We start from the raw sequence: 25,054 nt of genomic DNA on the forward strand, positions 1-25,054 counted from the left end.
GTCGAGAGTGCCTCCGTGGTCGTGCTAGTGTTTCGCAGTCGGCTTCGGCAGGCACCATCCAGTCCGGGTGGCGGAAATGGCAGACGCGCTAGCTTGAGGTGCTAGTGCCCGTATAGGGCGTGGGGGTTCAAGTCCCCCCTCGGACACCGATCGTGAGATCGAGACATTGGTTGAGACAGTGTCAGACGAAGGCCCCGCTCCGGCGGGGCCTTTTCTCTGTCCCGTCGACCGGGCCGCCCCGTCGACCGGGCCGTAGGGTCGCCTCATGTCGCTCCTCATGGCCGCCACGCGCTCCCTGCTGTACCTGTTCCCCCGCACGACGCGGAGCGGACAGAGCGTGCGGCGCGAGATCGCGAGGCGAGGCACGGAGGCTGCTCCGTTCCCGCGCAGCCTGCACCGGGTCGCCGTCGTCACCGAGACCACGGTCGAGGGGCAGCGCGTCGTCCGGATCACCCCTCGCCGCGGCGCCACCGGCGCGCACCTGGTCTGGACGTGCGGCGGCGCCTACGTGTACCCGGCGCTGCGCACCCACTGGGCGCTCCTCGCCCGACTGGTCCGCGCCTCCGGCGTGACGGTGACGGTGCCGCTCTACGGCCTGGCGCCCGAGCACGACGTCGACGACGCCGTCCGGCTGCTCGACGCCGTGCACGACGGGCTCCGCTCCGAGGGCGTCGAGGTCGTCCACCTCGGGGGCGACTCGGCCGGGGGCGCGCTCGCCCTGGTCCAGGCCCTGCGGCACCGGGACGCCGGCAGGCCCGCGGCCGCGTCCCTGCTGCTCGTCTCGCCGTGGCTCGACGCGACCCTGAGCGACCCCGAGGTGCCCTGGCTCGCCGACCTCGACCCGATGCTCGGCCGTGACGGGCTCGTCGCCGCGGGCGCGTGGTGGGCCGGGGCGCACGACCGCCGCGACCCGCTGGTGAGCCCGCTCTTCGGCGAGCTCGGCGGCCTCCCTCCCGTCTTCGCCTACCAGGGCGACCGCGACCTGTTGGTCGCCGACGCGAAGGAGCTCGCCCGGCGCGTCTCGCGGGCCGGCGGCGACGTCGAGCTGCGCCTGTACCGCGGCGCGTTCCACGTCTTCGTCGGCGCCCCGTGGACGAGGGAGGCGCGGCGGGCCACCGCGCACCTGGCCGGCGTGCTGCGCGGCCGGGCCTGACCTCGCTCCCCCGCCCCGCCTCCCCACGGCCTCGACCGGGCCCGCGCCGACCGGCCCGACGTCGACCGGCATAGGGTCGGCGGCGACGAGAGGACACACACCATGGAGCACACGCGACTCGGCACGAGCGGCCTGCAGGTCTCGACGATCATCCTCGGCTGCATGAGCTTCGGCGTGCCCGACCGGGGCGCGCACGAGTGGACGCTGGACGAGGAGGCCTCGCGGCCGTTCATCCGACGTGCCCTCGAGCAGGGCATCACGACGTTCGACACCGCGGACGTCTACAGCGACGGCACCAGCGAGGAGATCGTCGGCCGGGCGCTGGCGGACTTCGCGCGCCGCGACGAGGTCGTCATCGCGACCAAGGTCAACGGGCGCATGCACCCCGGGCCCAACGGCGCCGGCCTGTCGAGGGCGCACGTCATGAGCGCGATCGACGACAGCCTGCGCCGGCTCGGCACCGACCACGTCGACCTGTACCAGATCCACCGCTGGGACCCCGAGACCCCGATCGAGGAGACCATGGAGGCCCTGCACGACGTCGTCCGCTCGGGCAAGGCGCGGTACATCGGAGCGTCGAGCATGTGGGCCTGGCAGTTCGCGAAGGCGCAGCACACCGCCGACCTCGGCGGCTGGACCCGCTTCGTCTCGATGCAGGACCAGTACAGCCTCGTGCAGCGTGAGGAGGAGCGCGAGATGCACCCGCTCTGCCTCGACCAGGGCGTGGGCGTCATCCCGTGGTCGCCCCTGGCCCGCGGCAAGCTCACCCGTGACTGGGACGCCACCACGGCGCGCACCGAGACCGACCGCTTCGGCCAGACCCTGTACCGGCAGCAGGAGGACGGCGACCGTCGCGTCGCCGCCGCGGTCGCCGAGGTCGCGGAGGCGCGGGGCGTGTCCCGGGCCCAGGTCGCCTTGGCCTGGGTGCGGCAGCAGGAGGTCGTCTCGGCGCCGATCGTCGGCGCCACGAAGATGCAGCACCTCGACGACGCGGTCGCCTCGGCCGACCTGTGGCTGACGGACGACGAGCTCGACCGGCTCGAGTCGCCCTACGTCACGCGGGAGAACGAGGGCTTCTGAGCCCTCGGGCGTCGAGCCCGTCTAGGGTGAGCCGCACGGGCGGCGAGGACGCCGACCGCCACGACGAAGACGGAGGCACCCCATGGGCACCGAGCACCACGGCACCGACGAGCACACCGAGCACGAGCACGCCGAGCACACCGAGCACCACGGCCACGACGAGACGCGGGTCACGAAGGACACCACGACCTCCAGCGAGTCGGACGGCTCGTACGTCGACAGCGACGTCCCCGAGGACGGCGGCACGACCGACGGACCGCACGACGGCGAGGCCGACGGCTCGTACACCGACTCGGACGTCCCCTCGGAGCGCTGACCCGACGGGCGACGCCGCCCGCACCGCCGACGCCCCGTGCCTGCCCAGGCCGGGGCGTCGTCTCGTCCGGCCCCCGCGGCCGGGCGTCTCGCCCCGCGTGGCCCCCGCAGAGTACGGTCGTCGCAGGGAGGAACACATCCATGACACAGCGAATCATCATCCTCGGCGGCGGTTCCGCCGGGCTCACCACCGCACTCGAGCTGCAGAAGCGTCGTCCGCCGCAGAGCGCCAGCATCACGCTGGTCGACCAGTCGCCGTACTACACGTACCAGCCGTTCCTGCCGGAGGTCGCCGGCGGGCACATCGCCCCGCGCGACGTGACCGTGCAGCTGCGCAAGGCGCTGCGCCGGACCACCGTCGTGGAGGCCGGGGTCACGGGCCTCGACTCGACGGCCAAGAAGGTCACGGTCACCACGGCCGACGGCCGTGAGCAGGAGCTGGCCTACGACCAGCTCGTCGTCGCCCTCGGCGCCGTCACGCGCACGTTCCCGACGCCCGGCCTCGCCGAGAACGGCGTCGGCTTCAAGAGCGTGGAGGAGGCGCAGTACGTCCGCGACCGCGTCCTCGGCAACATCTCGGAGGCCGCGTCGGTCACCGACGCCGCCACCCGCCGCAAGCTGATGACCGTCGTCTTCGTCGGCGGCGGCTACACCGGCGTCGAGGCGATGGCCGAGCTCGACGACGCCGCCAAGGCGGCCGTCGACCAGTTCCCGACGCTGTCCCGCGACGAGCTGCGCTTCGTGCTCGTCGAGGCCCTCGACCGCGTCGCCCCCGAGGTCGGCCCCGAGCTCTCGAAGTGGACGCTCGGCCACCTCCGCGGCCGCGGCATCGACGTGCGCCTCGGCACGACGATGCCTTCGTGCGTCGACGGCGACGTCGTCCTCAGCGACGGCGAGACCATCCCGGCCGGCACCATCGTCTGGACGGCCGGCGTCAAGCCCAACCCGGTCGTCGCCGACCTCGGCCTGCCGCTCGGCCCGAAGGGCCACGTCAACGTCAGCGCCACCCTGCAGGTCGAGACCGAGCAGGGCGAGAAGCTCGACGGCGTCTGGTCGCTCGGCGACGTCGCGCAGGTGCCGAACCTGCTGGCCGAGAAGCAGCCGGCCTACTACCCGCCGAACGCGCAGAACGCCGTCCGCCAGGCGGTCACCGTCGCGGACAACGTCATCGCCGCGCTCTCGGGCGCCCCGGCGAGCGAGTACCGCCACGAGTCGCTCGGCACCGTCGCGAGCTACGGCATCGGCAAGGGGGCGGGCGTGCTCAAGGGCGTGTCGGTCAAGAACGTGCCGGCGTGGCTCGCCCACCGCGGCTACCACCTCTACGCGATGCCGACGCTCAACCGGAAGTGGCGCATCCTCGCCGGCTGGGTCACGAACTTCGTGGGCGGCCGCGACCAGACCCCGCTCGTCGGCCTGAAGGACCCGCGTGCCGGGTTCCTCAAGGTGACCCCTGTCGTCCAGCCGAAGTCGGACCCGGCGACCGAGTCGAAGAGCGCGGCGAAGCCCGCGACGAAGACCGGCGCCGCGAAGAAGTAGCGCGACCGCCAGAGCAGAGGAGGCGCGTCCCGGGTCACCGGGGCGCGCCTCCTTCGTCGTCCCGTGCCGGGACGGGGCGGGCCGACCGGGCCGACCGGGCCTGCGGACCGCTAGGGCTGCGGGACGGGCACGCCCCGGGGCAGCCGCACGGCCACCAGGGCGCTGACCGCCAGCAGGGCCGCCGCCGTGCCGAAGGCGACCTCGAAGGACGCGACGTCGACGAGCAGCCCGGCCACCAGGGGCCCGGCGATCGCGCCCACGTCGGAGCACATCGAGAAGATCGCCACGGGACGTCCGCCGCGGGCGCCGGCCGCGTCGCCGACCAGCGCCGCCGGGGCCGTGCCCATGAAGGCCGTGGCGACGCCGTAGACGGCCAGGAGGGCGCCGAGCGAGACGAGCCCCGGAGCGAGGGGGACGAGCGCCAGCGAGACGGCGGCCACCGCGAACGACCCGATCACCGCGGGGCGGCGCCCGACGGTGTCGACGAAGCGCGAGGCCGGGGCGAGCGCGAGGGTCTGGGCGACCGCGGCGACGGCGAACAGGACGCCCGTCCACGACGTCGGCTGCAGCAGCACCTCGACGACGAGCACCGGCACGAGCGCGCTGCGGACCCCCAGCGACGACCAGCCCTGGGCGAAGCTCGCGACGCAGGCGGCCCGGAAGCGCACGTCGCGCAGCACGTCGGCGAGGGGCCGGGCGAGCTCGACGGCCGAGGCGCGCCCGCCGTCGACGCGGCGGGGCGGGCTCAGCAGCAGGATGCCGACCAGTCCCGCGACCGCGAGGGTCCCGGCGTAGAAGAAGAACGGGGCGGTGAGCGAGACGGTCGCGAGCAGCCCGCCGAGCGCCGGCCCGGCCATGCCGCCGACGAGGAACCCGCCCTGGTAGAAGCCGATCGAGCGCGCCCGCCGCTCGGGCGTGGTCGAGGCGAGCAGCAGGGTCATGGCCGAGATCGTGAACATCGCCGACCCGATGCCGCCGACCCCGCGCAGCACCAGCAGCTGCACGTAGTCGTGCGCGAGGCCGGCGAGGCCGCTCGACACGGCGACGATGCCGATGCCGACCGAGAGCACCACGCGCTCGCCCGCGACGTCGATCATGCGCCCGACGAACGGGCTCGCGACGAGGCGCATCAGGGCGAAGGCCGAGAGGACCGCGCCGACGGCCACGTAGCCGACGCCGAAGCTCGCGGCGTAGACGGGCAGCACCGGCACGACCACGCCGAAGCCGACCATGACGAAGAACGCGATCACGCCGAGGACGACGACGTCGCGCCCGAGCCGGACGCGAGGAGGGCGGGGCAGGGCTCGGCGGGTCACCGACCAAGACTAGGCGTCGCGTGTGACGCCGCGTTGCGCGGACGTGGCGGCGGTGCGGCGCGGCGGCGACGATGGCGCCATGACTCGACGCATCCGGTTCAACGCCTTCGACATGAACTGCGTGGGACACCAGTCCCCCGGTCTCTGGCGGCACCCCGACGACCGCTCGCCCGACTACACGAAGCTCAGCTACTGGACCTCCCTCGCGCACCTCCTCGAGCGGGGTCGCTTCGACGGCCTCTTCATCGCGGACGTGCTCGGCACGTACGACGTCTACGGGGGCGACCACGACGCCGCGCTCCGCAACGGCACGCAGACGCCCGTCGGAGACCCGATCCTGCTCGTCTCGGCCATGGCGGCCGCGACCGAGCACCTCGGCTTCGGCATCACCGCCGGCACGGCCTACGAGCACCCCGTGCCCTTCGCTCGTCGCATGTCGACCCTCGACCACCTCACCGACGGACGGGTCGGCTGGAACGTCGTCACCGGCTACCTGCCCAGCGCGGCCCGAAACATGGGCGCCGACGACCAGCTCGACCACGACGACCGCTACGACCAGGCCGACGAGTACCTCGAGGTGCTGTACAAGCTGTGGGAGGGGTCGTGGGAGGACGACGCCGTCGTGCGGGACCGCGAGAGCGGCGTCTTCACCGACCCGACGAAGGTGCACGAGATCGGGCACGAGGGCCGGTGGTACAAGGTGCCCGGCATCCACGTCTCGGAGCCGAGCCCGCAGCGCACCCCCGTCATCTACCAGGCGGGCGCGTCGCCGCGGGGCATCCGCTTCGCCGCCGGCAACGCCGAGTCGATCTTCGTCGCGGCCCCGACGAAGGAGCGGCTCGCCGCGACCGTGACGAAGCTCCGCGACGCGCTCGAGGAGGCGGGCCGCGACCGGCACTCCGCCCGCATCTACACGCTGCTGACGATCATCACCGACGCGACGCCCGAGGCCGCCGAGGCCAAGCACGAGGAGTACCGCCGCTGGGCGTCCCACGAGGGCGCGCTGACCCTGATGTCCGGCTGGATGGGCGTCGACCTGTCGACCTACTCGCTCGACGACCCCGTCGGCGACGTCGAGAGCAACGCGATCCAGTCGGCGCTCGCGAACTTCCAGGCGCAGGAGGGGGCCGACGAGAAGGTGTGGACCATCCGCGACATCGCCGAGGCGGCCAGCATCGGCGGCCTCGGGCCCCGCATCGTCGGGTCGGGCGAGCAGATCGCGGACCAGCTGCAGGAGTGGGTCGCCGAGACCGACGTCGACGGCTTCAACCTCGCCTACGCGATCACGCCGGGCACCTTCGAGGACATCGTCGAGCACGTCGTGCCGGTGCTGCAGGCACGCGGCGTCTACCCCACGGAGTACGAGCCGGGCACGCTGCGCCAGAAGCTGTTCGGCCGCGGCGACCGCCTGCCCGACGAGCACCACGGCGCCCGCCACAAGGTCACGGCGCCGGTGCCGCCGGCCTGACGGGAGCCCCTCGGGAGGCGCGGTGCGGGGGGCCGTGCACCGCGCCTCCGGCGTCTCGGCCGAGATCGTTACACACGGGCGGGGGCGATCGGCCCAGCCCGGCCCTGACCAGGGGTTCCCCGCCCCGGCGCAGGTAACGATCCGGGGCGCCCGGACCCCCTGACGACACCTGTCGCCTCGACAGGACCCGACGTGTCCTCGTTATGGTGGACGCCGATCGCCCGGCCAGGCCGGGCGTTCGTGCAGAGGGTCGACGAGCGTGTGACGAGGAACGGGGAACAGATGGCGTGGGACTACGTGTCGGGGCGGTGGGACCAGATCTGGTTCGCCGCGTGGCAGCACTTCTCGTTGGTGGTCCAGTGCCTCGTGCTGGCGGTCGTGATCGCCGTCGTGGTCGCCGCCCTGGTGCATCGCGTGCCCGGCCTCATCGCCCTCGCGAACGGCGTCTCGGCCGTCGGGCTCACGCTGCCGTCGTTCGCCGTCGTCGGGCTGCTCATCGTGCCCCTCGGCTTCGGCGTGGTGCCGGCCGTCGTCGTCGTGACCTTCTTCGCGACCCTGCCCGTGCTGCGCAACGCCGTCGTCGGGCTCACGCAGGTCGACCCCGCGCTGGTCGAGTCGGCCCGGGGCATCGGCATGAGCAGCTTCCGCACGCTCGTCCAGGTGCAGCTGCCGCTCGCCTGGCCGGTCATCCTCACCGGCGTGCGCGTCAGCGCGCAGATGGTGATGGGCATCGCCGCCGTGGCGGCGTACTCGCTGGGGCCCGGCCTCGGCGGCTTCATCTTCTCGGGCCTGTCCCGGGCCGGCGGCGCGAACGCGCTCGCCTCCGTGGTCACCGGGGTGGTCGGCGTCGTCGTCCTCGCCCTGGTGCTCGATCTCCTGCTCGTCGGCCTCGGCCGCCTGACCGTCTCGCGAGGCATCGTTGTCCAGAACTGACTCCCCCACCGTCCCCGACGCGACCGCCGAGGTCTCGGGCCGCAGCATCCTGCTCGACCAGGTGACGAAGCGCTACCCGGGCCAGTCCGCGCCCGCCGTGGACGGCATCACCCTCGAGATCCCCGCCGGCAAGATCGTCATGCTCGTGGGCCCCTCCGGCTGCGGCAAGACCACGACCCTCAAGATGATCAACCGGCTGATCGAGCCGACCGAGGGCCGTGTCGTGCTCGGCGGCGACGACGTCACCGACATCGACGGCGACGAGCTGCGCCGGCGCATCGGCTACGTGATCCAGGCCGGCGGGCTGTTCCCGCACATGACCGTGGCGGCCAACATCGCCATCGTGCCCAAGATGCTCGGCTGGGCCTCCGACCGCATCGCGGCCCGCGTCGACGAGCTGCTCGAGCTCGTCTCGCTCGACCCGGAGACCTACCGCGACCGGTTCCCCCGCGAGCTCTCGGGCGGGCAGCAGCAGCGCGTCGGCGTGGCCCGGGCCCTCGCGGCGGACCCGCCCGTGCTGCTGATGGACGAGCCGTTCGGGGCCGTCGACCCCATCACGCGCCAGCGCCTGCAGGACGAGCTGATCAACATCCAGCACGAGCTGCAGAAGACGATCGTCATCGTCACCCACGACTTCGACGAGGCGGTCAAGCTCGGCGACTGGATCGTCATCTTCTCCGAGGGCGCGCACATCGTGCAGTACGACACCCCCGAGCGGATCCTCGCCGAGCCCGCGAACGAGTTCGTCGAGAACTTCATCGGGTCGGGCGCGGGGCTGAAGCAGCTCACCCTCACCCGCGTGCGCGACGTCGACCTGGCGGAGGCGGTGGTCGCCCGTGCGGGCGAGACCGGCCGCGAGGTCGCCGCCCGCGTCGAGGCCGCGGGGCACGAGCACGCCGTCGTCGTCGACGACCGAGGCCGGCCGGCCCGCTGGCCGTCGCTGCGCCAGCTCTCGCGGCTCGACGTCGTGCCGGACGGCACCGACCCCGAGCTGCCCGTGATCGGCAGCGGCGCGACCCTCAACGACGCGCTCGACACGATGCTCGTCTCCAGCGCGGGCGCCGCCCTGGTGACGGGCCGCCGCGACGCCTTCGTCGGGGTCATCACGGTCGAGGTGGTCATGGAGGCCATCACCCGTGCCCGGCGGGCCGCGGCCGTGGCCCTGACCGACGCTCCCGTCGGCACCAACACGGGTCCGCTGCCCGTCGTGGGCACGACCCCGGCAGGGTCGGACGACGACGACGCCGACGACCTCGCCGCAGACGTCGACGACGAGCGCGTCGCCGACGGGGCCGGCCGGACCGGGGACCGACCGTGACGGCCGTCGCGGACGCGCCCGGCGCCTCCTCGGCACCCGCGCGCGCCCGGCGGGCCCGGCCGACGTGGCTCGGGCTCGTCGTGCAGCCGGCCGCCGTCGCCGTGGTGTTCGCCGCGTTCGCCGTGTGGCTGTCGACGGCGGACCTGACGACCGCCGAGCGCACGACCCTGAACCCGTCGGCCCTGCTGACCTACACGGGCGAGCACCTCGCGCTCACCTTCGCCTCGGCCGTCATCGTGCTCGTGCTGGCCGTGCCCCTGGGGGTCCTGCTCACCCGCCGGCCGTTCCGCCGCGCGGCGGGGCCGGTGCTCGTGCTGGCCAACGTCGGGCAGGCGGCCCCCGCGGTCGGCCTGATCGTGCTGCTGGCGCTGTGGCTCGGCTTCTCGTTCTGGACGGCCGTCGTCGCCCTCGTGCTGTACGCGGTCCTGCCCGTGCTCCGCAACACGATGATCGGCCTGCAGAGCGTCGACGCGCGCCTGGTCGAGGCGGGCCGGGGCATGGGGATGTCCGCCGTCTCCGTGCTGTTCCGCGTCGAGCTGCCCCTCGCCGTGCCCGTCATGCTCTCCGGCATCCGCACGGCCCTCGTGCTGCTCGTCGGCTCGGCGGCGCTCGCCACGTTCATCGGCGCCGGCGGCCTCGGGCTGCTCATCACGACCGGCGTCAACCTGTTCCTGCCGAAGGTGCTCGTCTCGGGCGCCCTGCTCGTCGCGCTCCTGGCGCTGCTGATCGACTGGCTCGGCCGCGTGGTCGAGCACGTCGCCCGACCGAAGGGCCTCCGATGACCCCCGCCCCCGCCTCGCGCCGCCTCCCCCGGGCGCTGCGCCGCGCCTCCCTGCTGGGCCTCGTGGCGGCCTCGTCCGCGGCCGTCCTCACGGGCTGCGGCCTGCAGCCCGCGACGGCCTTCGTGCCCGCGGTCGCCCCCGGGTCGATCGAGGCCCAGGACGACCTGCCCGACGACGCCGCGATCACCGTGACGGCGAAGAACTTCACCGAGCAGCTGATCCTCGGCAAGATCGCCGTGCTCGCCGCCCAGGCCGCCGGCTTCGAGGTGACGGACATGACCAACGTGCCGGGCAGCGTCGCCGTGCGGCAGCTCATGCTCGACGGCGGCGCCGACATGACCTACGAGTACACGGGCACCGCCTGGCTGACCTACCTGGGCCAGGAGGCGGGCATCCCGGACAAGGACGAGCAGTACACGGCCGTTCGCGACGCCGACGAGGAGAACGGCCTCGTCTGGCTCGAGCCGGCGCCGCTCAACAACACCTACGCGATGGCGGTCCGGTCGGAGGCGGTCGCCGAGCTGGGCGACGTGGCCACGCTCTCGCAGATCGCGGCCCTGCCCGTCGAGCAGCGCACGTTCTGCGTCGAGGCCGAGTTCAACTCGCGCGCCGACGGGTTCGCCCCGATGCTCGAGCGGTACGGCCTCGAGCTCGGCGCCGCCGACGGCGTGCCGACCGGCAACGTCAGCATCCTCGACACGGGCACCGTCTACGAGGCGACCGACCGGGGGCGCTGCAACTTCGGCGAGGTGTTCACGACGGACGGTCGGATCGACTCCCTCGACCTCACGGTCCTCGAGGACGACCAGGGGTTCTTCCCGGCGTACAACGTGGCACCCGTCCTCACGGACGACGTGCTGGCGCGCTACCCGCAGCTCGCCGGCGTCTACGACCAGATCTCCCCCGCCCTGACCGACGACGAGCTGCGCACGCTCAACCGACGCGTGGACGTCGAGGGCGAGGAGCCCGCGGACGTGGCCTTCGACTGGATGGTCGAGAAGGGGTTCGTGACACGCCCGTGACCCCTCGCCCGTGGGGTGATTAACACGGGCTATCCGCAGGGTGAACGGCAGGTGGGGACACCTGCCGTTCGTCGTCCCCCGTCCGTGGGGCAGGCGCCCAGGGTGACCCGTCTGTGCGACAGGTGTCGTCTAAAGGAGGGCGTGGCCCGGGGGTCGCCAGGCGGGTCGCCGCCCGCTCCGCATGCCGCTCTGACCGGCTGTTCTCGTGACAGGCGGGCAATGCGCGCCGCCTCGGCCACGGAGAGCCTGTCCGGACCTCGTGCGACTCGGGTCGAGGCCGCCCCGACGGGGGCGTCCGTACCCCGCCCGGGGTGAGTGCCCGACGTGTCCCACGTGCGGGGGGCAGCCGAGCCCCCGAACGGGGGGTCCCCTCCCGGGGGGTGCCCCGACTTAGAGTTCATACCACCGGAAGGCGGCACCCACCGCCCACGAGAGCCACACCCGAACCGCTCCACCCGAACTGCACGACCAAACCCGAACGGGCCCCGCCGACGAACCACCCGACGTCGGCGTCGCCCACGACGTCCGTCGACGCCGTGCTGCCGTACCCGCGGCAGCCGGACGACACGACGCCCGTCGACCCTCGTCGTCCGGACGAACCCGAAACTCGCCCGGACGGCTGTTCCGTTGCCCGACGCCGCCCGAAACGGCGCCGGTGTCATTCGTCGCCTACCCGAGCACGAGTCCCCATGCCCAGCAGCCCGTCGTCCCTCCGTACCCTCTCCCACTCCGGCCGCCCCGCCGGGACGGCCACCCCGGCCGCCCCTGCCCCGGTCGCACCCGCCCGTCCGGCCGGCGAGCCCGTCGACGCCGTCCGTGCCGTGCCCCGGGCGGTCGTCGCCGACCCGGCCCGCACCTCCTCCCCCCTCGTCGGCCGTGCCGCCGAGACGGTGACGGGTGCGCGCTGGGCGCTCCGCTACCGCCGTCGTCTCCGCGTGACGGACACCGCGGTCGTCCTCGCCAGCGTCGTGGCCGCCGCCGTGGTCGACGTCGTCGACGACCTCGTCTCGCAGGGCGCCGGGTCGCCGTCGGCCGTCGTCGACGGGGTGCTCGCCGCCCTCTGGCTGCCCCTCGTCGTCGCCGTCGTCTGGACGGCCGCGCTGGCCCTCTACCGCAGCCGCGACCTGGCCGTGGTCGGCAGCGGCGTGCTCGAGTACAAGCGGGTCGGCAGCGCCAGCGTCCTCGCGTTCGTCGTGGTGGCCGTCTGGTTCTCGGTCACCGGCCACGTGGGCGGCCAGGAGTACTTCCTCGTCGCGCTGCCCGTCGGCGGCGCCGGGCTCGTCGTCGGCCGCTGGGCCATGCGACGGTGGCTCGAGGCCCAGCGGGGCGCCGGCCACTACCTCTCGCGCGCCGTCGTCGTCGGCAGCCGCGAGGACATCGCCTACGTCGTCGACCGCATCGACGCCACCAGCGGGGCGGTCTACGACGTCGTGGGCGCCGTGCTCACGGATGACGAGCCCGACGCGTCCGGCGTGGTCATCGGCGACCGCGTCGTGCCCGTCGTGGCGGGGCTCGACGACGTGCCGCGGGCCGTCTGGCGGCTCAGCGCGGAGAGCGTCATCGTCGCCGGCGACGCCGGCCGCGGCCGCGACTGGCTGCGCGACCTGGGCTGGTCGCTCGAGGGCCGCGCCACCGAGCTGGTGCTCGCCTCGCGGCTGACCAACGTCGCCGGGCCGCGCATCCACTTCCGCCCCGTCGAGGGCCTGCCCCTGATGCACGTCGAGCTGCCCGAGTTCGACGGGCCGCGCCACGCGATGAAGCGTCTCTCGGACGTCGTCCTGGCCGGCAGCGCCCTGCTGGTGCTGGCACCGCTCCTCCTCGTGCTCGCCGTCGCCGTGCGCGTCGACAGCGCCGGCCCCGTGCTGTTCCGGCAGCGTCGCGTCGGCCGCGACGGCCGCACCTTCGAGATGCTCAAGTTCCGGTCGATGGTCGTCGACGCGGAGCAGCTGCTCGGCGGCCTGGGGACGGCCGACGAGGGCGCCGGACCGCTGTTCAAGATGCGCCACGACCCCCGGGTCACCCGCGTGGGCCGCGTGCTGCGCAAGTGGTCGCTCGACGAGCTGCCGCAGCTCTGGAACATCGTCCGCGGCGAGATGAGCGTCGTCGGCCCGCGTCCGCCCCTGCCCCGCGAGGTCGCCGACTACGAGCGCCACGTCCACCGCCGGCTGTACATCAAGCCGGGCCTGACCGGGATGTGGCAGATCAACGGCCGCAGCGACCTGAGCTGGGAGGACAGCGTCCGACTCGACCTGTACTACGTCGAGAACTGGTCGCTGACCGCCGACCTCGTCATCATGTGGCGCACCGTCCGGGTGCTGCTCCGTCACGAAGGGGCCTACTGATGCGCCGCCGCACCGCCCTGCTCTCCGGGGCCGGCGTCCTGGTCGTCGCGGCAGCCGCCGTCGTCGTGGGGGTCGTGGTCGCCACGAGCGCGCCCGACGCCGCGGCGACCGCCGGCGGCATCGACGCGCCCGCCTACGTCACCACCGAGACCGGGGCGCCCGTCGTCGAGCGCGACGGCGTCACCGCCCCCGACGACCGCGTCGCGGCCGACCCCGCGCCCTTCGGCGGCACCGTCGACTACGCGGACGGGCTGACCGTCCGCACGGAGGCGGTCGACCAGGGCACCGTCACCTCCACGGGCGCCGGCGTCGTCACCGGGGCCCCGTTCGTCGTCTTCTCGGTGACGGTGCACAACGGCACGGACGCCGACGTCGACCTGACGAGCGTCGTGCCGAGCCTCCGCGCCGGCTCCGACGTGGTCCCGGCCGCGCCGCTCTACGACGACGTCGACGTCGCCGACCTCGACAGCGTCGTCGCCGCGGGCGACGACGTCACGGCCCGCTACGCGTTCGTCGTCCCCGACGACCGCCGCGACGAGGCGACGCTGTACCTCGACCTGGACGGCGTCCACGCGCCGGCCACCTTCACGGGGAGCCTGCCCCGATGACCGCCACCACCCACGGCGGGCGCGGGCCCGCACGCACCGCGCCGCCGGTCGCGCCCCGTCCGCGTCGCCGCGTCCACGTGCTGGGCGCGCTCGGCGGACAGGGCACCCAGGCCCTGCTCGGGCTGGCCGGCCAGATCGTCGCGGCCCGCCTGCTCGCACCGTCCGACTTCGGCGTCTGGGCCGTGCTCTACGGCGTCGTCGTCGTGTTCGCCGCCCTCGCGAGCGGCTTCGTCGGCGACTCGCTCACCGTGCTCGACCGGGGCTCGGCCGACGTGCGACGCGGCCTCTGGGCCTGGGCCGCCGTCTGGTGCCTCGCGCCCCCGGCCGTCGCGGGCGTCGTCATCGGCCTGTCCGGCGTGCTCGAGCCCGTCGAGGCGGTGCTCTTCGCCCTCGCGGCCGGCGCCTTCGCCGCCGAGGAGGTCGCTCGTCGTCTGCTCATGGCGCAGCTGCGCTTCTGGCGCCTCGTCGTCGTCGACCTCTCCGGCCTCGGCGCGCTCCTGGCCGTCGCCGGCGTGCTCGCCGCGGGCGGCACGACCGGGCTGCCCCTCCCGCTCGGCGCCCTCGCGGCCGGCCAGGCCGTCGCGCTCGTCGTCGCCCTCCTCCTGGCCGGGCCGCGTCGCTCGGCGGCGCCCGCCCCGAGCTGGGCCACCGGCCACAGCGGGGTGCGCATCGTGGCGGCCTACGGCTCGCTGCGGGCCGCGCAGGCCGTGGTGCGACCGTCCCTGCTGACGGTCACGCGCCTCCTCGTCGTGCTCTTCGTCGGCACCGCCGCGACCGGCGACCTCGAGGCGGCCCGCGTCTTCGTGGCGCCCGTCCTGCTGCTCGTCGGCGGGCTGTCGACGTACCTGTTCGCGACCTTCGCGGTCGCCCACGCCGTGCCGACCCGGACGCTCGTGCGCCGGGCCGACCGCGCGGTCCTGCGGCTGCTCGTCGGCGCCCTCGCCGTCGGCGCCGTGGCCGTGCTGCTCGCACCGGTCGCGGGCGAGCTCGTGGCCGGGCGGCCCCTCGACACCGTCGCCGTCGCCGCGTGGGCCGCCTACGCCGTGAGCGTCGCCGCCGTCACGCCCTACGGGTCGCTCGCCGCCGTGCGCGGCGGCCAGGGGCGCGTGCTCGCCGTCCGCGTCGCGGACTCGTTCTTCTCGCTCGCCGCGGCCGTCGCCGTGCTCGGCGTCGGCGCCCCGCCGGCCGCGGTCCCGCTCGCGCTCTGCACGGGCAGCGTCCTCGGCGGCCTGCTCGTGCGGCGCGTCGTGCTCAGCCTCGGCGACGCCGTGCCGGCCCGCGACCGGCCGGGCTCGTCCGGCGCCGGGCCGGCGTCGTCGACCCGCGCCGACGACCTGGACGACGACCAGGACGACGACCGCCTCCTCGACGACCGGTCCTTCGCCCTGGCGAGCCGGCTCCGCCCCGAACACCCCTCATCCGAACACCCGACCCGAGAGACACGACCATGACCCCCACCCCTCGTCGAACGGCCCGCTCGGCCGTCGGCGTCCTCGCCCTCACGGCCCTCGTGGCCACGGGCCTCGCCTGGGCGCCCTCGGCCGCCTCGGCGGCGACGACGGCTGCCGTCCCCGGCATGACCGTCACCGGTGCCTACACCAGCAGCACCCCGGCCGGCAGCGCCGCCGCCGCGGGCACCGCCACCGTCAGCTCCGACGTCCTGCCGACCCCGCAGATCAACGGCGTCGTCTGGAGCACGGCCGTCGTCGGGAACACCGCCTACGCGGTGGGCGCCTTCACGTCCGCCCGCCCGTCGGGCAGCGCCCGGGGGCAGAACGAGGTCACGCGCAACAACGCGATGGCGTTCGACGTCCGGACCGGCGCGATCCTGCCCTGGAACCCGAACCTCAGCGCCCAGGCCCGGTCGGTCGAGGTGTCGCCGGACAAGGCGACGCTCTACGTGGGCGGCGACTTCTCGACCGTCGGCGGCGTCGCCAAGAGCAAGATCGCCGCGTTCACCGTCTCGACGGGCGCCCTGAAGACCTCGTTCTCGGGGTCCATCTCGGGGTCGGTCTGGGGCATCGCGCCCACCGCCACGACGGTCTACGTCGTCGGCTCGTTCGGCACCGCGAGCTCGAAGGCCCGCGCCAACGCCGCGGCCTTCACCGCCGCGTCCGGCGCCCTGACCGCCTGGAACCCGGGCACCGACAACATCACCCAGGCCGTCGTGGCCGCGCCCGACGACAGCCGCGTCGTCATCGGCGGCCGGTTCCAGACCCTCGGCGGACAGCCGATCGTCGGCATCGGCGCCGTCGACGGCTCGACCGGGGCGATCCAGCCCTTCGAGGCCAAGCCGATCACGCCCCAGCAGGGCACGAACCGCTCCTGGGTCACCGACATGACCCTCGTCGACGGCGTCGTCTACGCGACCGGGAACGGCGAGGGCGGCCACTGGTTCGACGGCCGCTTCGCGACCCGCTTCGACACCGGCGCCCTCGTCTGGCTCGACAACTGCTACGGCGCCAGCTACGGCACCGCGGTCATCGGCGAGGTCGCCTACGCGGTCTCCCACTCGCACGACTGCTCCTCGGTCGGGGCGTTCGCCGAGCAGTCGCCGAGCGTCTGGAAGCGCGCGACCGCCAACACGATCGCCGCGACCGGCACCGACCAGGCCGGGCCCAGCTCGGGCAGCATCTACTCGGGCCAGGCCACGCCGACCCAGCTGCCCTGGTACCCCGCCGTCAACTCCGGGTCGTACACGCGTCAGTTCCAGGGCGGCTGGTCGCTCGGCACGTCGTCGAGCACCGGGAAGTACCTCGTCATGGGCGGCGAGTTCACCCAGGTGAACGGCAAGGCCCAGGAGGGCCTCGCCACCTTCGCCACCCGCGACACGGCGCCGAACAAGGTGGCCCCGCAGTACGCGCCGATGAAGCCCACCGGGCTCTCGCTGGCCTCGGGCACCGTCCGCGTCTCGTTCCCCACCACCTGGGACTACGACGACGGCAGCCTGACCTACCAGCTGCTCCGCGACTCCGGCACGACGCCGATCGCGACGCAGGTGGCGGACTCCCGCTTCTGGCGCCTCCCGACCCTCGGCTTCGTCGACACGGGCGTCGCGCCCGGCAGCAGCCACACGTACCGCGTGTCGGTGACGGACGCGGCCGGCAACACGTTCACGGGCTCGCGCTCCGACGCGGTCACCGTGTCGTCGTCGGCCGGCGACCCCTACGAGAAGGCCGTGGCCGCCGACGGCGCCACGAGCCTGTGGACCCTCGGCGAGGCCTCCGGCTCCGCCGTGTACGACCACGTCGGGTTCGCGGACGCCACGGCCACGGACGCCGTGACGCGGGGCCGGTCGGGCCCGGTCAGCACCACCGCGGCCTCGTTCGGCGGCCAGCAGGACTCGACGGTCGCCGCGAACGCGTCGGTCGAGGGTCCGCAGACCTTCACCGTCGAGTCGTGGTTCCGCACGACGAGCACGTCGGGCGGCAAGATCGTCGGCTTCGGCGACCGCCAGACCGGCAACTCGTCGAGCTACGACCGTCACGTCTACATGGACGGCGCGGGACGCGTGACCTTCGGGGTCTACCCCGGCTACACGGCCACCGTGTCGAGCGGCCCCGGCCTCAACGACGGGCAGTGGCACCTCGCCACGGCCAGCCTCGGCTCGGCCGGCATGAGCCTGTCGATCGACGGCGTCAAGGTCGCCGCCCGCGGCGACGTGACGAGCGGCCAGGCCTACTCCGGCTACTGGCGGGTCGGCGGCGACTCCAACGGCGGCTGGCCGAACTCGGGCAGCGACTGGTTCACCGGCGACGTCGCCGACGTCGCGGTCTACCCGACCGTGCTCACGCCCGGCCAGGTCGACGGGCACTGGGTCGCCTCGGGACGCACCTCGAGCGTCCCCGCTCCCCCGACGGACGCCTACGGCAAGGCCGTGACGACCGACCAGCCGTCGCTCTACTGGCGCCTCGACGAGACCGGCACGGGCTCGACCGCCGTCTCGACGACGCCCTCGCCGGACGCGGGCCTGATCACCGGCGGCGTCACCAAGGGCGTCCCCGGCGCCCTCGGCGGCACCGGCACGGCCTTCGGCCTCGACGGCCAGCAGGGCCAGGTCGTGCAGGTGCAGGAGGCCCCGGCCCCCAGCACGTACAGCGCCGAGCTCTGGTTCTCGACGACCAGCACCTCCGGCGGCAAGCTGATCGGCTACGGCGACTCCGCCCAGGGGCTGTCGAGCAACTACGACCGGCACGTGTACCTGCAGGACGACGGCCGCATCGTGTTCGGCACCTGGACCGGCCAGGCCAACACGGTCACGACCGACCGCGCCTACAACGACGGCGCCTGGCACCAGGTCGTCGCCACGCAGTCGAGCGCGGGCATGGTGCTCTACGTCGACGGCGTCGCGGTCGGCACGAACCCGCAGGCGGGCGCCCAGGGCTACACGGGTCGCTGGCACGTCGGCGGAGACGTCACGTGGGGCTCGTCGAGCTCCTACGTGGCCGGCTCGATCGACGAGGTCTCGGTCTACCCGACGGCGCTCACCGCGGCCCAGGTCGCGGCGCACCACGACGCCGGCACCGGCGTCGTGACGCCGCCGCCCGCCCCGGCCAACGTCGCCCCGACGGCGTCCGGCTCGGCCACCTCGGCCGACCTGACCGCCAGCTTCGACGGCAGCGCGTCGTCCGACCCCGACGGGACCGTCGCCTCCTGGGCGTGGGACTTCGGGGACGGCTCGACGGGCACCGGCGCGACGGTGCAGCACGCCTACGCCGCGGCGGGGACCTACCAGGCCGTCCTCACCGTGACCGACGACGACGGCGCGACCGCCGGCACCACCGTGCCGGTGACCGTGACCGCCCCCGTGGTCGTGACGCCGCCGGTGGTCACGCCGCCGGCGACCACCGCCTACGCCGCCGACGCCTTCGAGCGCCAGACGACGGGCGGCTGGGGCACGGCGGACGCCGGAGGCGCGTGGACGACCCCGAACGCGGTCTCGTCGTTCTCGACCACCCAGGGCGCCGGCCAGATCAAGATGGCCGCCGCGGGCTCCGGGCCGCAGATCTACCTCGGCGGCGTGCAGGCCACCGACGCGGTCACCCGCGTCACCGTGGCCCTCGACAAGGTGCCCACCGGCGCCGGCGTGTACGCGTCGGTGATCGGCCGAGGCGTGACGGGCCAGGGCGACTACCGGGCCAAGGTCACGTTCCGCGCCAACGGCGCCGTCGCGGTCGCGCTGTTCCGCCAGGCGGCCGACGGCACGCAGACGGTCCTCGGCACCGAGAGCGTCGTCTCCGGCCTGACGTACGCGCCGGGCCAGAAGATCGCCGTCCTGCTCGAGGTCACCGGCACGTCGCCGACGACCGTCCGGGCGAAGGTCTGGTCCGCGGCGGGCTCCGAGCCCGCCACGTGGACCAAGACCGCGACCGACTCCACGGCCGGGCTCCAGGCGGCAGGGCGCGTGGGCTTCCACTCGTACCTGTCCGGCTCGGCCACCAACTCACCCGTCGTCTCCTCGTGGGACGACCTGACCATCACGAAGGCAGGCGACTGACCCATGACCCTCGACACCACCAGACCGACCGACCGGGGCGCGGGGGCGCCCGGGGCGTCGTCCGCGACCGCGGACGCCGCACCCGGACCCCGGCAGGCCGAGCAGTGGCTGCTCGACGTGGCGGACCTCCCGGAGACGCCCCCGCGTCGCCCCGGGGCCCGTCGCAGCAGGGTGCTCGTCGTGCACTCGTCCGACGAGATGTACGGCTCCGACCGGATCGTCCTCGAGGTCGTCGGCGAGCTCGCCGCCCGCGACGACCTCGACGTGACCGTGTGGCTGCCCACCGACGTGGCCGTCGGCCCCCTGGGGCCGCAGCTCCGGGAGCTCGGCGCCCGCGTCGAGCGCACCGCGCTGCCGATCCTCCGCCGGTCGCACCTCGGCCCGGTCGGCCTCGCGCGGCTCGCCCGCGACGCCGCACGGACCGCGGCGCGGCTCGCGGGCCGGCACTTCGACCTCGTCTACTGCGCCACCAGCGCGTGCCTCGTGGTCGCGCCCCTCGCCCGTCTCGCCGGCGTCCAGCACGTCGTCGGGCACCTGCAGGAGCCGTGGGGCGACACCGACCGCAAGGGGCTCCGTCCCCTCGCCCGGGCCTGCACCGCGCTCGTCGCCGTGTCGCGCTCGGTGCTCGGCAGCTCGGGGCTCGACGGCGACGACCGTGCCGTCGTCGTCCACAACGGCGTCCCGCGCCGGTCGCGCGACCTCGTCGCCGCTCCCGAGCACCGCCTCCCCCACTACCTGATGGCCAGCCGCTGGAACTCGCACAAGGGCCACAGCACCCTGCTGACCGCCTGGAACGCCGCGGGCTGCCCCGGCCAGCTCGTCGTCCTCGGCGGTCCGCCCGCCGTGGGCGCCGGCGTGGACGTGCCCGCCCTCGTGGCGGCGATCGTGTCCCGACCCGAGACGGTCACCGTCGTCGGCCAGGTCGCCGACGCCACCCCGTACGTGCGCGACGCCGACGCGATCGTGCTGCCCACCGACACGCTCGAGGGCTTCGGGCTCGTCGCGCTCGAGGCCTTCAGCGAGGGCCGTCCGGTCATCGCGAGCCGCAGCGGCGGACCGGAGGAGGTGGTGGTCGACGGCGAGACCGGCTGGCTGTTCGACCGCCAGGACGTCGACGCCCTCGCCGACATCTTCGCCGGCCTCGACGTCGACACCCTCGCGGCCGCCGGACGCCGCGCCCAGGCGACCTACCAGGAGCGCTACACGCCCGAGAAGATGCGGCGGCGCATCGGCGCCGTGGTGTCCCGCGAGCTGCACCGCGAGCACGGCCAGGACCTGGCGGTGGCCTCGTGACCCGGCTGGGGGCGACGCCCACGCGTCCCGAGCCGGCGACCGCCTCCTCGGCCGCGCCCCGGACGCCCGTGCCGCACGAGTTCCGGGCGGCCCTCTCGGCCCTCGCCTCGGCGCAGAAGTCGTCGAGCGGGGCGCCCGCCTACTCGCGCTACGTGAACCGGCGGCTCGGCCGCTGGGCCGCCGCCGCCGCGCACGTGCTGCGCGCGACGCCGAACCAGGTGACCGCGGTCAGCGCCGCGGCGACGTTCGCGGGCATCGCCGTGCTCGCGACCGTGCCCGCCGGCTGGCTGCCCGCCGTGCTGGTGCCCCTGCTGCTCGTCGTCGGCTACGCGCTCGACTCGGCCGACGGCCAGCTGGCCCGCCTCCGCGGCGGCGGCAGCCCGGCCGGCGAGTGGCTCGACCACGTCATCGACGCCACGAAGATCGCCGTGCTGCACCTCGTGGTCTTCGCGTCGTGGATCCGCGAGCCCGAGGGCAGGGAGGCGGTCCTCGCGCTGCCCCTCGCCTACCAGGTCGTCGCCACGGTCGCCTTCTTCGCCATCGTGCTCACCGAGCAGCTGCGGCGCGCCGAGTCGGTGGCCCAGGGGTCGCCCGTGCTGGTGCGCCGCCAGACGGGCACCCTCTACTCGCTCGCGGTCGTCCCGACCGACTACGGCCTGATGTGCCTCGTCTTCGTGCTGCTCGCGTGGCCCGGGGCGTTCACGGTGGCCTACCTCCTGCTCTTCGCGGCCAACGCCGCGTACCTCCTCCTCGCCCTGCCCAAGTGGTTCCGCGAGCTCCGCACCGACCCGATGAGGACCTCATGACCAGCACCGCCCGCGCCGTCGTCGTCGACGACCGCCTCGACCTCGGGGACTACCTCCGCTTCGTCGCCCAGCACCTCGTGGTCGTCGTCGTGGCCGCCGTCCTCGGCCTCGCCGCCGGGGTGGGGCTGTCCCAGGTGGCCCCTGCCTCGTACACCGCCCAGGCCACCGTGTTCGTCCGGGCCGACGCGCCCGGGTCGAACCTCGACGAGCGCTCGTCGTTCGCGCTCCGCCAGGTCGCGTCGTACGCCCAGCTCGGCACGAGCGCCCAGGTGCTCGGGCCCGTGGCCCAGGCCGAGGGCGTCTCGCTCGCCGACCTGGGCGAGCGAGTCGCCGTCACGAACCCCGTCGACACCGTGGTGCTGCTGGTCTCCGCGACCGACTCCACCGCCACCGGCGCGGCCGACCTCGCCGACACCGTCGCGGGCCGCCTCTCCGACACGGTCGACCAGATCGAGTCGTCCGAGGGCGCCGACGGCCAGACCGTCGCGCTCGACCTGACGGCGCCCGCCCCGGTGCCCACGTCGTCCACCGGCCCGAGCACGGTCGTGCTGGGCCTCCTCGGCCTGCTCGTCGGCCTCGGGGCGGGCGTCGCCCTCGCGATCGTCCTCGCCCGCACCCGCCCGCGCGTCAGCACGGTCGACGACGTGCGCCGCGCCACGGGCCTGCCCGTGGTCGGCCAGCTGCCGACCGTCGTGCGCCGCTCTGACGACCCCGACGGCCGCGGCGCCTCGGCGTCGACCCGGACGGCGCTCCGCGAGACGGTGCAGAACGTCCGTGCACTCCGCGGCGGCGAGCTCCCCCGCGTGCTGCTCCTGGCCCGCACCGACACGGTCGCCGAGGCGGCGGGCGTCGACGGCGGCCTCGCCCGGGCGGTCGTCGAGCTGGGCTCCACCTGCGCGCTGCTGCAGTCCGACTACGACACGCGCACCGTGTCGCGTCCGTCGACCGTGCCGGTCGACGCGCTGCCCGAGCTGACGGAGGCGGACCTCGCCGGCTACGACCGCGTGCCGGTCCCCGACGTGGTCGAGGCCTCGACCCGGTCGTTCGTGCGCTCCGGCGTGGAGCAGTTCTTCGCCCAGCTGCGCGGCACCTACGACGTGACCGTGGTGCAGTCGGCCTCGGACTCGCAGCCGCTCTCCCTGCGGACGGTCACCTCCGAGTCCGACGAGGTCGTGCTCGTGGTGCGGGCCGGGGCCACGCGCCTCGAGTCGCTCCGCAGCCTCGCCGCCGAGCTGATGAGCCTCGACGTCGAGCCGATCGGCGTCGTCCTGGCCGGCGTCCCCCGCTGGCGCCGCGTGCTGCTGCGCGCGACCTGGCGCGACGAGGACTTCCGCCACGTCGGCCGCACGGGCACCGCCCTCGCCGCCCCCGCCCGCACGACCGCCCCGACGAGCGACCGCGCGTCCGGCGAGCGTTCGACGGGCGAGCGCGTGACGGGCGACCGTCCGACGAGCATCGCCGGTCTGGTGCAGGACCCGTTCACGACGACCGCCCCGATCGTCCCCGCCGAGAAGGCGACGGAGGTGCGGGAGGCATCCGAGACGGCGTCGCCCGCCGAGGCCCCGGCCGCCGCCCCTGCCCGCAAGCCGCGCGGCAAGGGCCGTGTCCCGCGGCCGAGCCGCCCGGCGCGTCCTGCCCGCGGCACGGACGACGGCGCGGACGACGGCGAGTGACCGTGCCCTCCCCCTCGCGGCTCGCCTCCGCCCCCGTCGTCCTGCCCGCGGCCTCGCCGCGCGCGGCGGCGTGGCGGGGCGCGACCGCGCTCCACGACGACCTGCCGTCCGCACGACACCTGGTGCGCCCGGCGGTCGTCATGACCGTGCTGGTCGCCTCCGTCGTGCCGTGGCGCACCGGCGTGATCTACGACGGCGGCCTCGACCCGATCGTCGCGGCGAAGGCCGTGCTCGCGGCCGTCGCCCTCGTCCTGGCCCTCACGGGCTCGCCCGCGGGACGCGACGGCCGGCACCTCGCCAACCGGGTCGGACCCGTCGCCGTCGCGTTCCTGCTCGCCTACCTCGGGATCGCGTTCGTCGGCGGAGTCTCCGCCGGGCTGACCTCGTCGACCGCGGTGCTGGTCGTCCGGGTGCTCATGGTCGCGGCGACGATCGTCGCGGTCGTGCACCGCAGCGAGCCGCGCGTCGTGGTGCGGTCGCTGCTCCTCGCCCTGGGCATCGTCGGGGCCGTCTCGGCCCTGTCGGGGCTGCAGGTCTACCTGGCCGGGGGGCGCCTCGCCGGCACCCTGCCCGCCCTGAGCCCGAACGAGATCGCCCTGCTGCTCGGGCTGCCGCTCATCGGGGTCGTCCACCGCCTCCTCGTCGAGAAGGCGACGCCGGCGTCGCTGGCGCTCCTGGCCGTCCTCGTGGCGCTCTTCGTCACGACGGGGTCGCGCGCGGCGTTCCTCGCGGCGCTCGTCGCCGTCGCCGTGGCCGTCGTCGCGGCGCGGCGGGTCCGCCCGTCCGTGGCCGTCGTGGTCGCCCTCGGGGTGCCCGTCGTCGTCGCGGTCCTCGCGACCACCGACCTGCTGACCCGGGTCGTCGAGCGGGGCGGCGACAGCGCGAGCATCGCCACGCTCAACTCGCGCACGATCGCGTGGAACACCGTGCTGCAGGCCGATCCCGCCACCTGGGGCCGCTGGATCGGCTCCGGGCTCACCGTCAAGCAGGTGCCCGTCGCCGGCCAGTACTGGGCCGAGCAGGTGCTCGACAGCAGCTGGATCTCCGCGCTCGCGCAGGCGGGCGTCGTCGGCGCCGCCCTGCTCGCCGTCTGGGTCGTGGTCGGCCTCGTGACGGCGGGCCGTGCCAGCCTCCGCGTCGTCGGGTTCGGCGCCGTCCTGCCCGCGTTCGTCTTCATCGTCATCAGGAGCGTCGTCGAGAGCGGGCTGGTCGACTCCAGCAGCGCCTTCGTCGCCTTCTTCACCCTGGTCGTGCTCGCCGAGTCGGCCCCTCGTCCCCGGAGCGTGACCCCGTGACCTCGTCCCCCGAACTCCTCGACCCCGCCACCTCCCGACCGGGAGGCGCAGGCCGCGTCGGCTACGCGGCCGGTGCCTTCGACCTGTTCCACATCGGCCACCTCAACCTGCTGCGGCACGCCCGGCAGCACTGCGACCACCTCGTCGCGGGCGTCGTGTCCGACGAGATGCTCGCCCTGACGAAGGGCATCACGCCCGTGGTGCCCCTCGCCGAGCGGCTCGAGATCGTCGACCACATCGACGTCGTCGACACCGCGTACGCCGAGACCGTGCCCGACAAGCTCGACGTCTGGCGTGAGCTGCGCTTCGACGTCTTCTTCAAGGGCGACGACTGGCGCGGCACCGAGAAGGGGCTGCGACTCGAGCGCGAGTTCGCCGAGGTCGGGGTCGAGGTCGTGTACTTCCCCTACACGATGAGCACGTCGAGCACGGTCCTGCGCAGGGCGCTGCGGGCGCTCTCGGGCGGGGCGCCGGCGCAGGAGGCGGCGACCGCGGACCGAGGTCGCTGACGGTCCGCTCCCCCTCCTCCCCAGCGGGCCCGCTGGTGCCTCCTCCCCGACCTGGTCGACCTGGCCGGGGAGGCGCGCGGCACTGTGGACGACGTCCCGCGGCCCGGC

The 25,054-nt window shown here is 74.6% G+C and carries 19 protein-coding genes and 1 tRNA gene; 19 read left to right on the forward strand and 1 reads right to left on the reverse strand.

The window, feature by feature from the left end:
- Nucleotides 1-61: 61 nt before the first annotated feature.
- The 5 genes from FHR78_RS00450 (at nt 62) to FHR78_RS00470 (ending at nt 4,084) form a co-directional block, all read left to right on the forward strand.
- Nucleotides 62-146: transfer RNA gene (locus tag FHR78_RS00450), tRNA-Leu, on the forward strand.
- Between the two features lie 119 nt (nt 147-265).
- Nucleotides 266-1,153 (forward strand): alpha/beta hydrolase, encoded by an 888-nt coding sequence (locus FHR78_RS00455; protein ID WP_166758581.1) that lies wholly within the window; start codon nt 266-268, stop codon nt 1,151-1,153.
- A 102-nt stretch (nt 1,154-1,255) separates the two neighbouring features.
- Entirely contained in the window at nt 1,256-2,233 is a 978-nt protein-coding gene (locus FHR78_RS00460) for an aldo/keto reductase (protein WP_166758582.1), read from the forward strand.
- An 82-nt stretch (nt 2,234-2,315) separates the two neighbouring features.
- On the forward strand, nt 2,316-2,549 hold the full coding sequence (locus FHR78_RS00465) for a hypothetical protein (protein ID WP_166758583.1): 234 nt from the start codon (nt 2,316-2,318) through the stop codon (nt 2,547-2,549).
- Nucleotides 2,550-2,689: 140 nt separating this feature from the next.
- Nucleotides 2,690-4,084, forward strand: a complete 1,395-nt coding sequence (locus FHR78_RS00470; protein WP_166758584.1) for an NAD(P)/FAD-dependent oxidoreductase — start codon at nt 2,690-2,692, stop codon at nt 4,082-4,084.
- A gap of 110 nt (nt 4,085-4,194) precedes the next feature.
- On the opposite strand, the gene FHR78_RS00475 is transcribed toward FHR78_RS00470, so the two are convergent.
- On the reverse strand, nt 4,195-5,400 hold the full coding sequence (locus FHR78_RS00475; RefSeq protein ID WP_347877986.1) for an MFS transporter: 1,206 nt from the start codon (nt 5,398-5,400) through the stop codon (nt 4,195-4,197).
- A 79-nt stretch (nt 5,401-5,479) separates the two neighbouring features.
- On the opposite strand from FHR78_RS00475, the gene FHR78_RS00480 reads away from it, so the two are divergent.
- The 14 genes from FHR78_RS00480 to FHR78_RS00545 all read left to right on the forward strand — a co-directional run bounded on the left by FHR78_RS00480 (nt 5,480) and on the right by FHR78_RS00545 (nt 24,946).
- Nucleotides 5,480-6,868, forward strand: coding sequence for an LLM class flavin-dependent oxidoreductase (locus FHR78_RS00480; RefSeq protein WP_166758585.1), 1,389 nt, complete (start codon nt 5,480-5,482; stop codon nt 6,866-6,868).
- Nucleotides 6,869-7,150: 282 nt separating this feature from the next.
- Nucleotides 7,151-7,801: an ABC transporter permease gene (locus FHR78_RS00485; RefSeq protein ID WP_166758586.1), complete on the forward strand. Its 651-nt coding sequence runs from the start codon at nt 7,151-7,153 to the stop codon at nt 7,799-7,801.
- Nucleotides 7,788-9,119, forward strand: coding sequence for an ABC transporter ATP-binding protein (locus tag FHR78_RS00490; RefSeq protein ID WP_166758587.1), 1,332 nt, complete (start codon nt 7,788-7,790; stop codon nt 9,117-9,119). Before FHR78_RS00485 ends, FHR78_RS00490 begins: the two co-directional genes overlap by 14 nt.
- Nucleotides 9,116-9,901 carry an ABC transporter permease gene (locus FHR78_RS00495; protein WP_166758588.1) on the forward strand — a complete coding sequence of 262 codons (786 nt, stop codon included), beginning with the start codon at nt 9,116-9,118 and terminating at the stop codon, nt 9,899-9,901. The genes FHR78_RS00490 and FHR78_RS00495 overlap by 4 nt, the downstream gene beginning before the upstream one ends.
- Nucleotides 9,898-10,923, forward strand: a complete 1,026-nt coding sequence (locus tag FHR78_RS00500; RefSeq protein WP_166758589.1) for a glycine betaine ABC transporter substrate-binding protein — start codon at nt 9,898-9,900, stop codon at nt 10,921-10,923. Before FHR78_RS00495 ends, FHR78_RS00500 begins: the two co-directional genes overlap by 4 nt.
- A gap of 689 nt (nt 10,924-11,612) precedes the next feature.
- A complete protein-coding gene (locus FHR78_RS00505; RefSeq protein ID WP_166758590.1) occupies nt 11,613-13,265 on the forward strand; it encodes a sugar transferase in 1,653 nt (550 codons plus the stop codon).
- The gene (locus tag FHR78_RS00510) at nt 13,265-13,873 is read left to right on the forward strand and encodes a hypothetical protein (RefSeq protein ID WP_166758591.1); all 609 of its coding nucleotides are present in this window, start codon (nt 13,265-13,267) and stop codon (nt 13,871-13,873) included. The genes FHR78_RS00505 and FHR78_RS00510 overlap by 1 nt, the downstream gene beginning before the upstream one ends.
- Nucleotides 13,870-15,324, forward strand: coding sequence for a hypothetical protein (locus FHR78_RS00515; RefSeq protein ID WP_166758592.1), 1,455 nt, complete (start codon nt 13,870-13,872; stop codon nt 15,322-15,324). The genes FHR78_RS00510 and FHR78_RS00515 overlap by 4 nt, the downstream gene beginning before the upstream one ends.
- Nucleotides 15,321-19,370, forward strand: coding sequence for a LamG-like jellyroll fold domain-containing protein (locus FHR78_RS00520; RefSeq protein ID WP_166758593.1), 4,050 nt, complete (start codon nt 15,321-15,323; stop codon nt 19,368-19,370). Before FHR78_RS00515 ends, FHR78_RS00520 begins: the two co-directional genes overlap by 4 nt.
- Nucleotides 19,371-19,373: 3 nt before the next feature.
- Nucleotides 19,374-20,663, forward strand: a complete 1,290-nt coding sequence (locus FHR78_RS00525) for a glycosyltransferase family 4 protein (RefSeq protein ID WP_166758594.1) — start codon at nt 19,374-19,376, stop codon at nt 20,661-20,663.
- Nucleotides 20,660-21,469 carry a CDP-alcohol phosphatidyltransferase family protein gene (locus FHR78_RS00530; RefSeq protein WP_347877987.1) on the forward strand — a complete coding sequence of 270 codons (810 nt, stop codon included), beginning with the start codon at nt 20,660-20,662 and terminating at the stop codon, nt 21,467-21,469. The genes FHR78_RS00525 and FHR78_RS00530 overlap by 4 nt, the downstream gene beginning before the upstream one ends.
- Entirely contained in the window at nt 21,466-23,142 is a 1,677-nt protein-coding gene (locus FHR78_RS00535) for a Wzz/FepE/Etk N-terminal domain-containing protein (RefSeq protein ID WP_166758595.1), read from the forward strand. The genes FHR78_RS00530 and FHR78_RS00535 overlap by 4 nt, the downstream gene beginning before the upstream one ends.
- Nucleotides 23,139-24,437: a hypothetical protein gene (locus tag FHR78_RS00540; RefSeq protein WP_166758596.1), complete on the forward strand. Its 1,299-nt coding sequence runs from the start codon at nt 23,139-23,141 to the stop codon at nt 24,435-24,437. Before FHR78_RS00535 ends, FHR78_RS00540 begins: the two co-directional genes overlap by 4 nt.
- On the forward strand, nt 24,434-24,946 hold the full coding sequence (locus FHR78_RS00545) for an adenylyltransferase/cytidyltransferase family protein (protein ID WP_166758597.1): 513 nt from the start codon (nt 24,434-24,436) through the stop codon (nt 24,944-24,946). Before FHR78_RS00540 ends, FHR78_RS00545 begins: the two co-directional genes overlap by 4 nt.
- Nucleotides 24,947-25,054: the final 108 nt, after the last annotated feature.

Source organism: Frigoribacterium faeni (genome assembly GCF_011761235.1).
GTDB lineage: Bacteria > Actinomycetota > Actinomycetes > Actinomycetales > Microbacteriaceae > Frigoribacterium > Frigoribacterium faeni_A.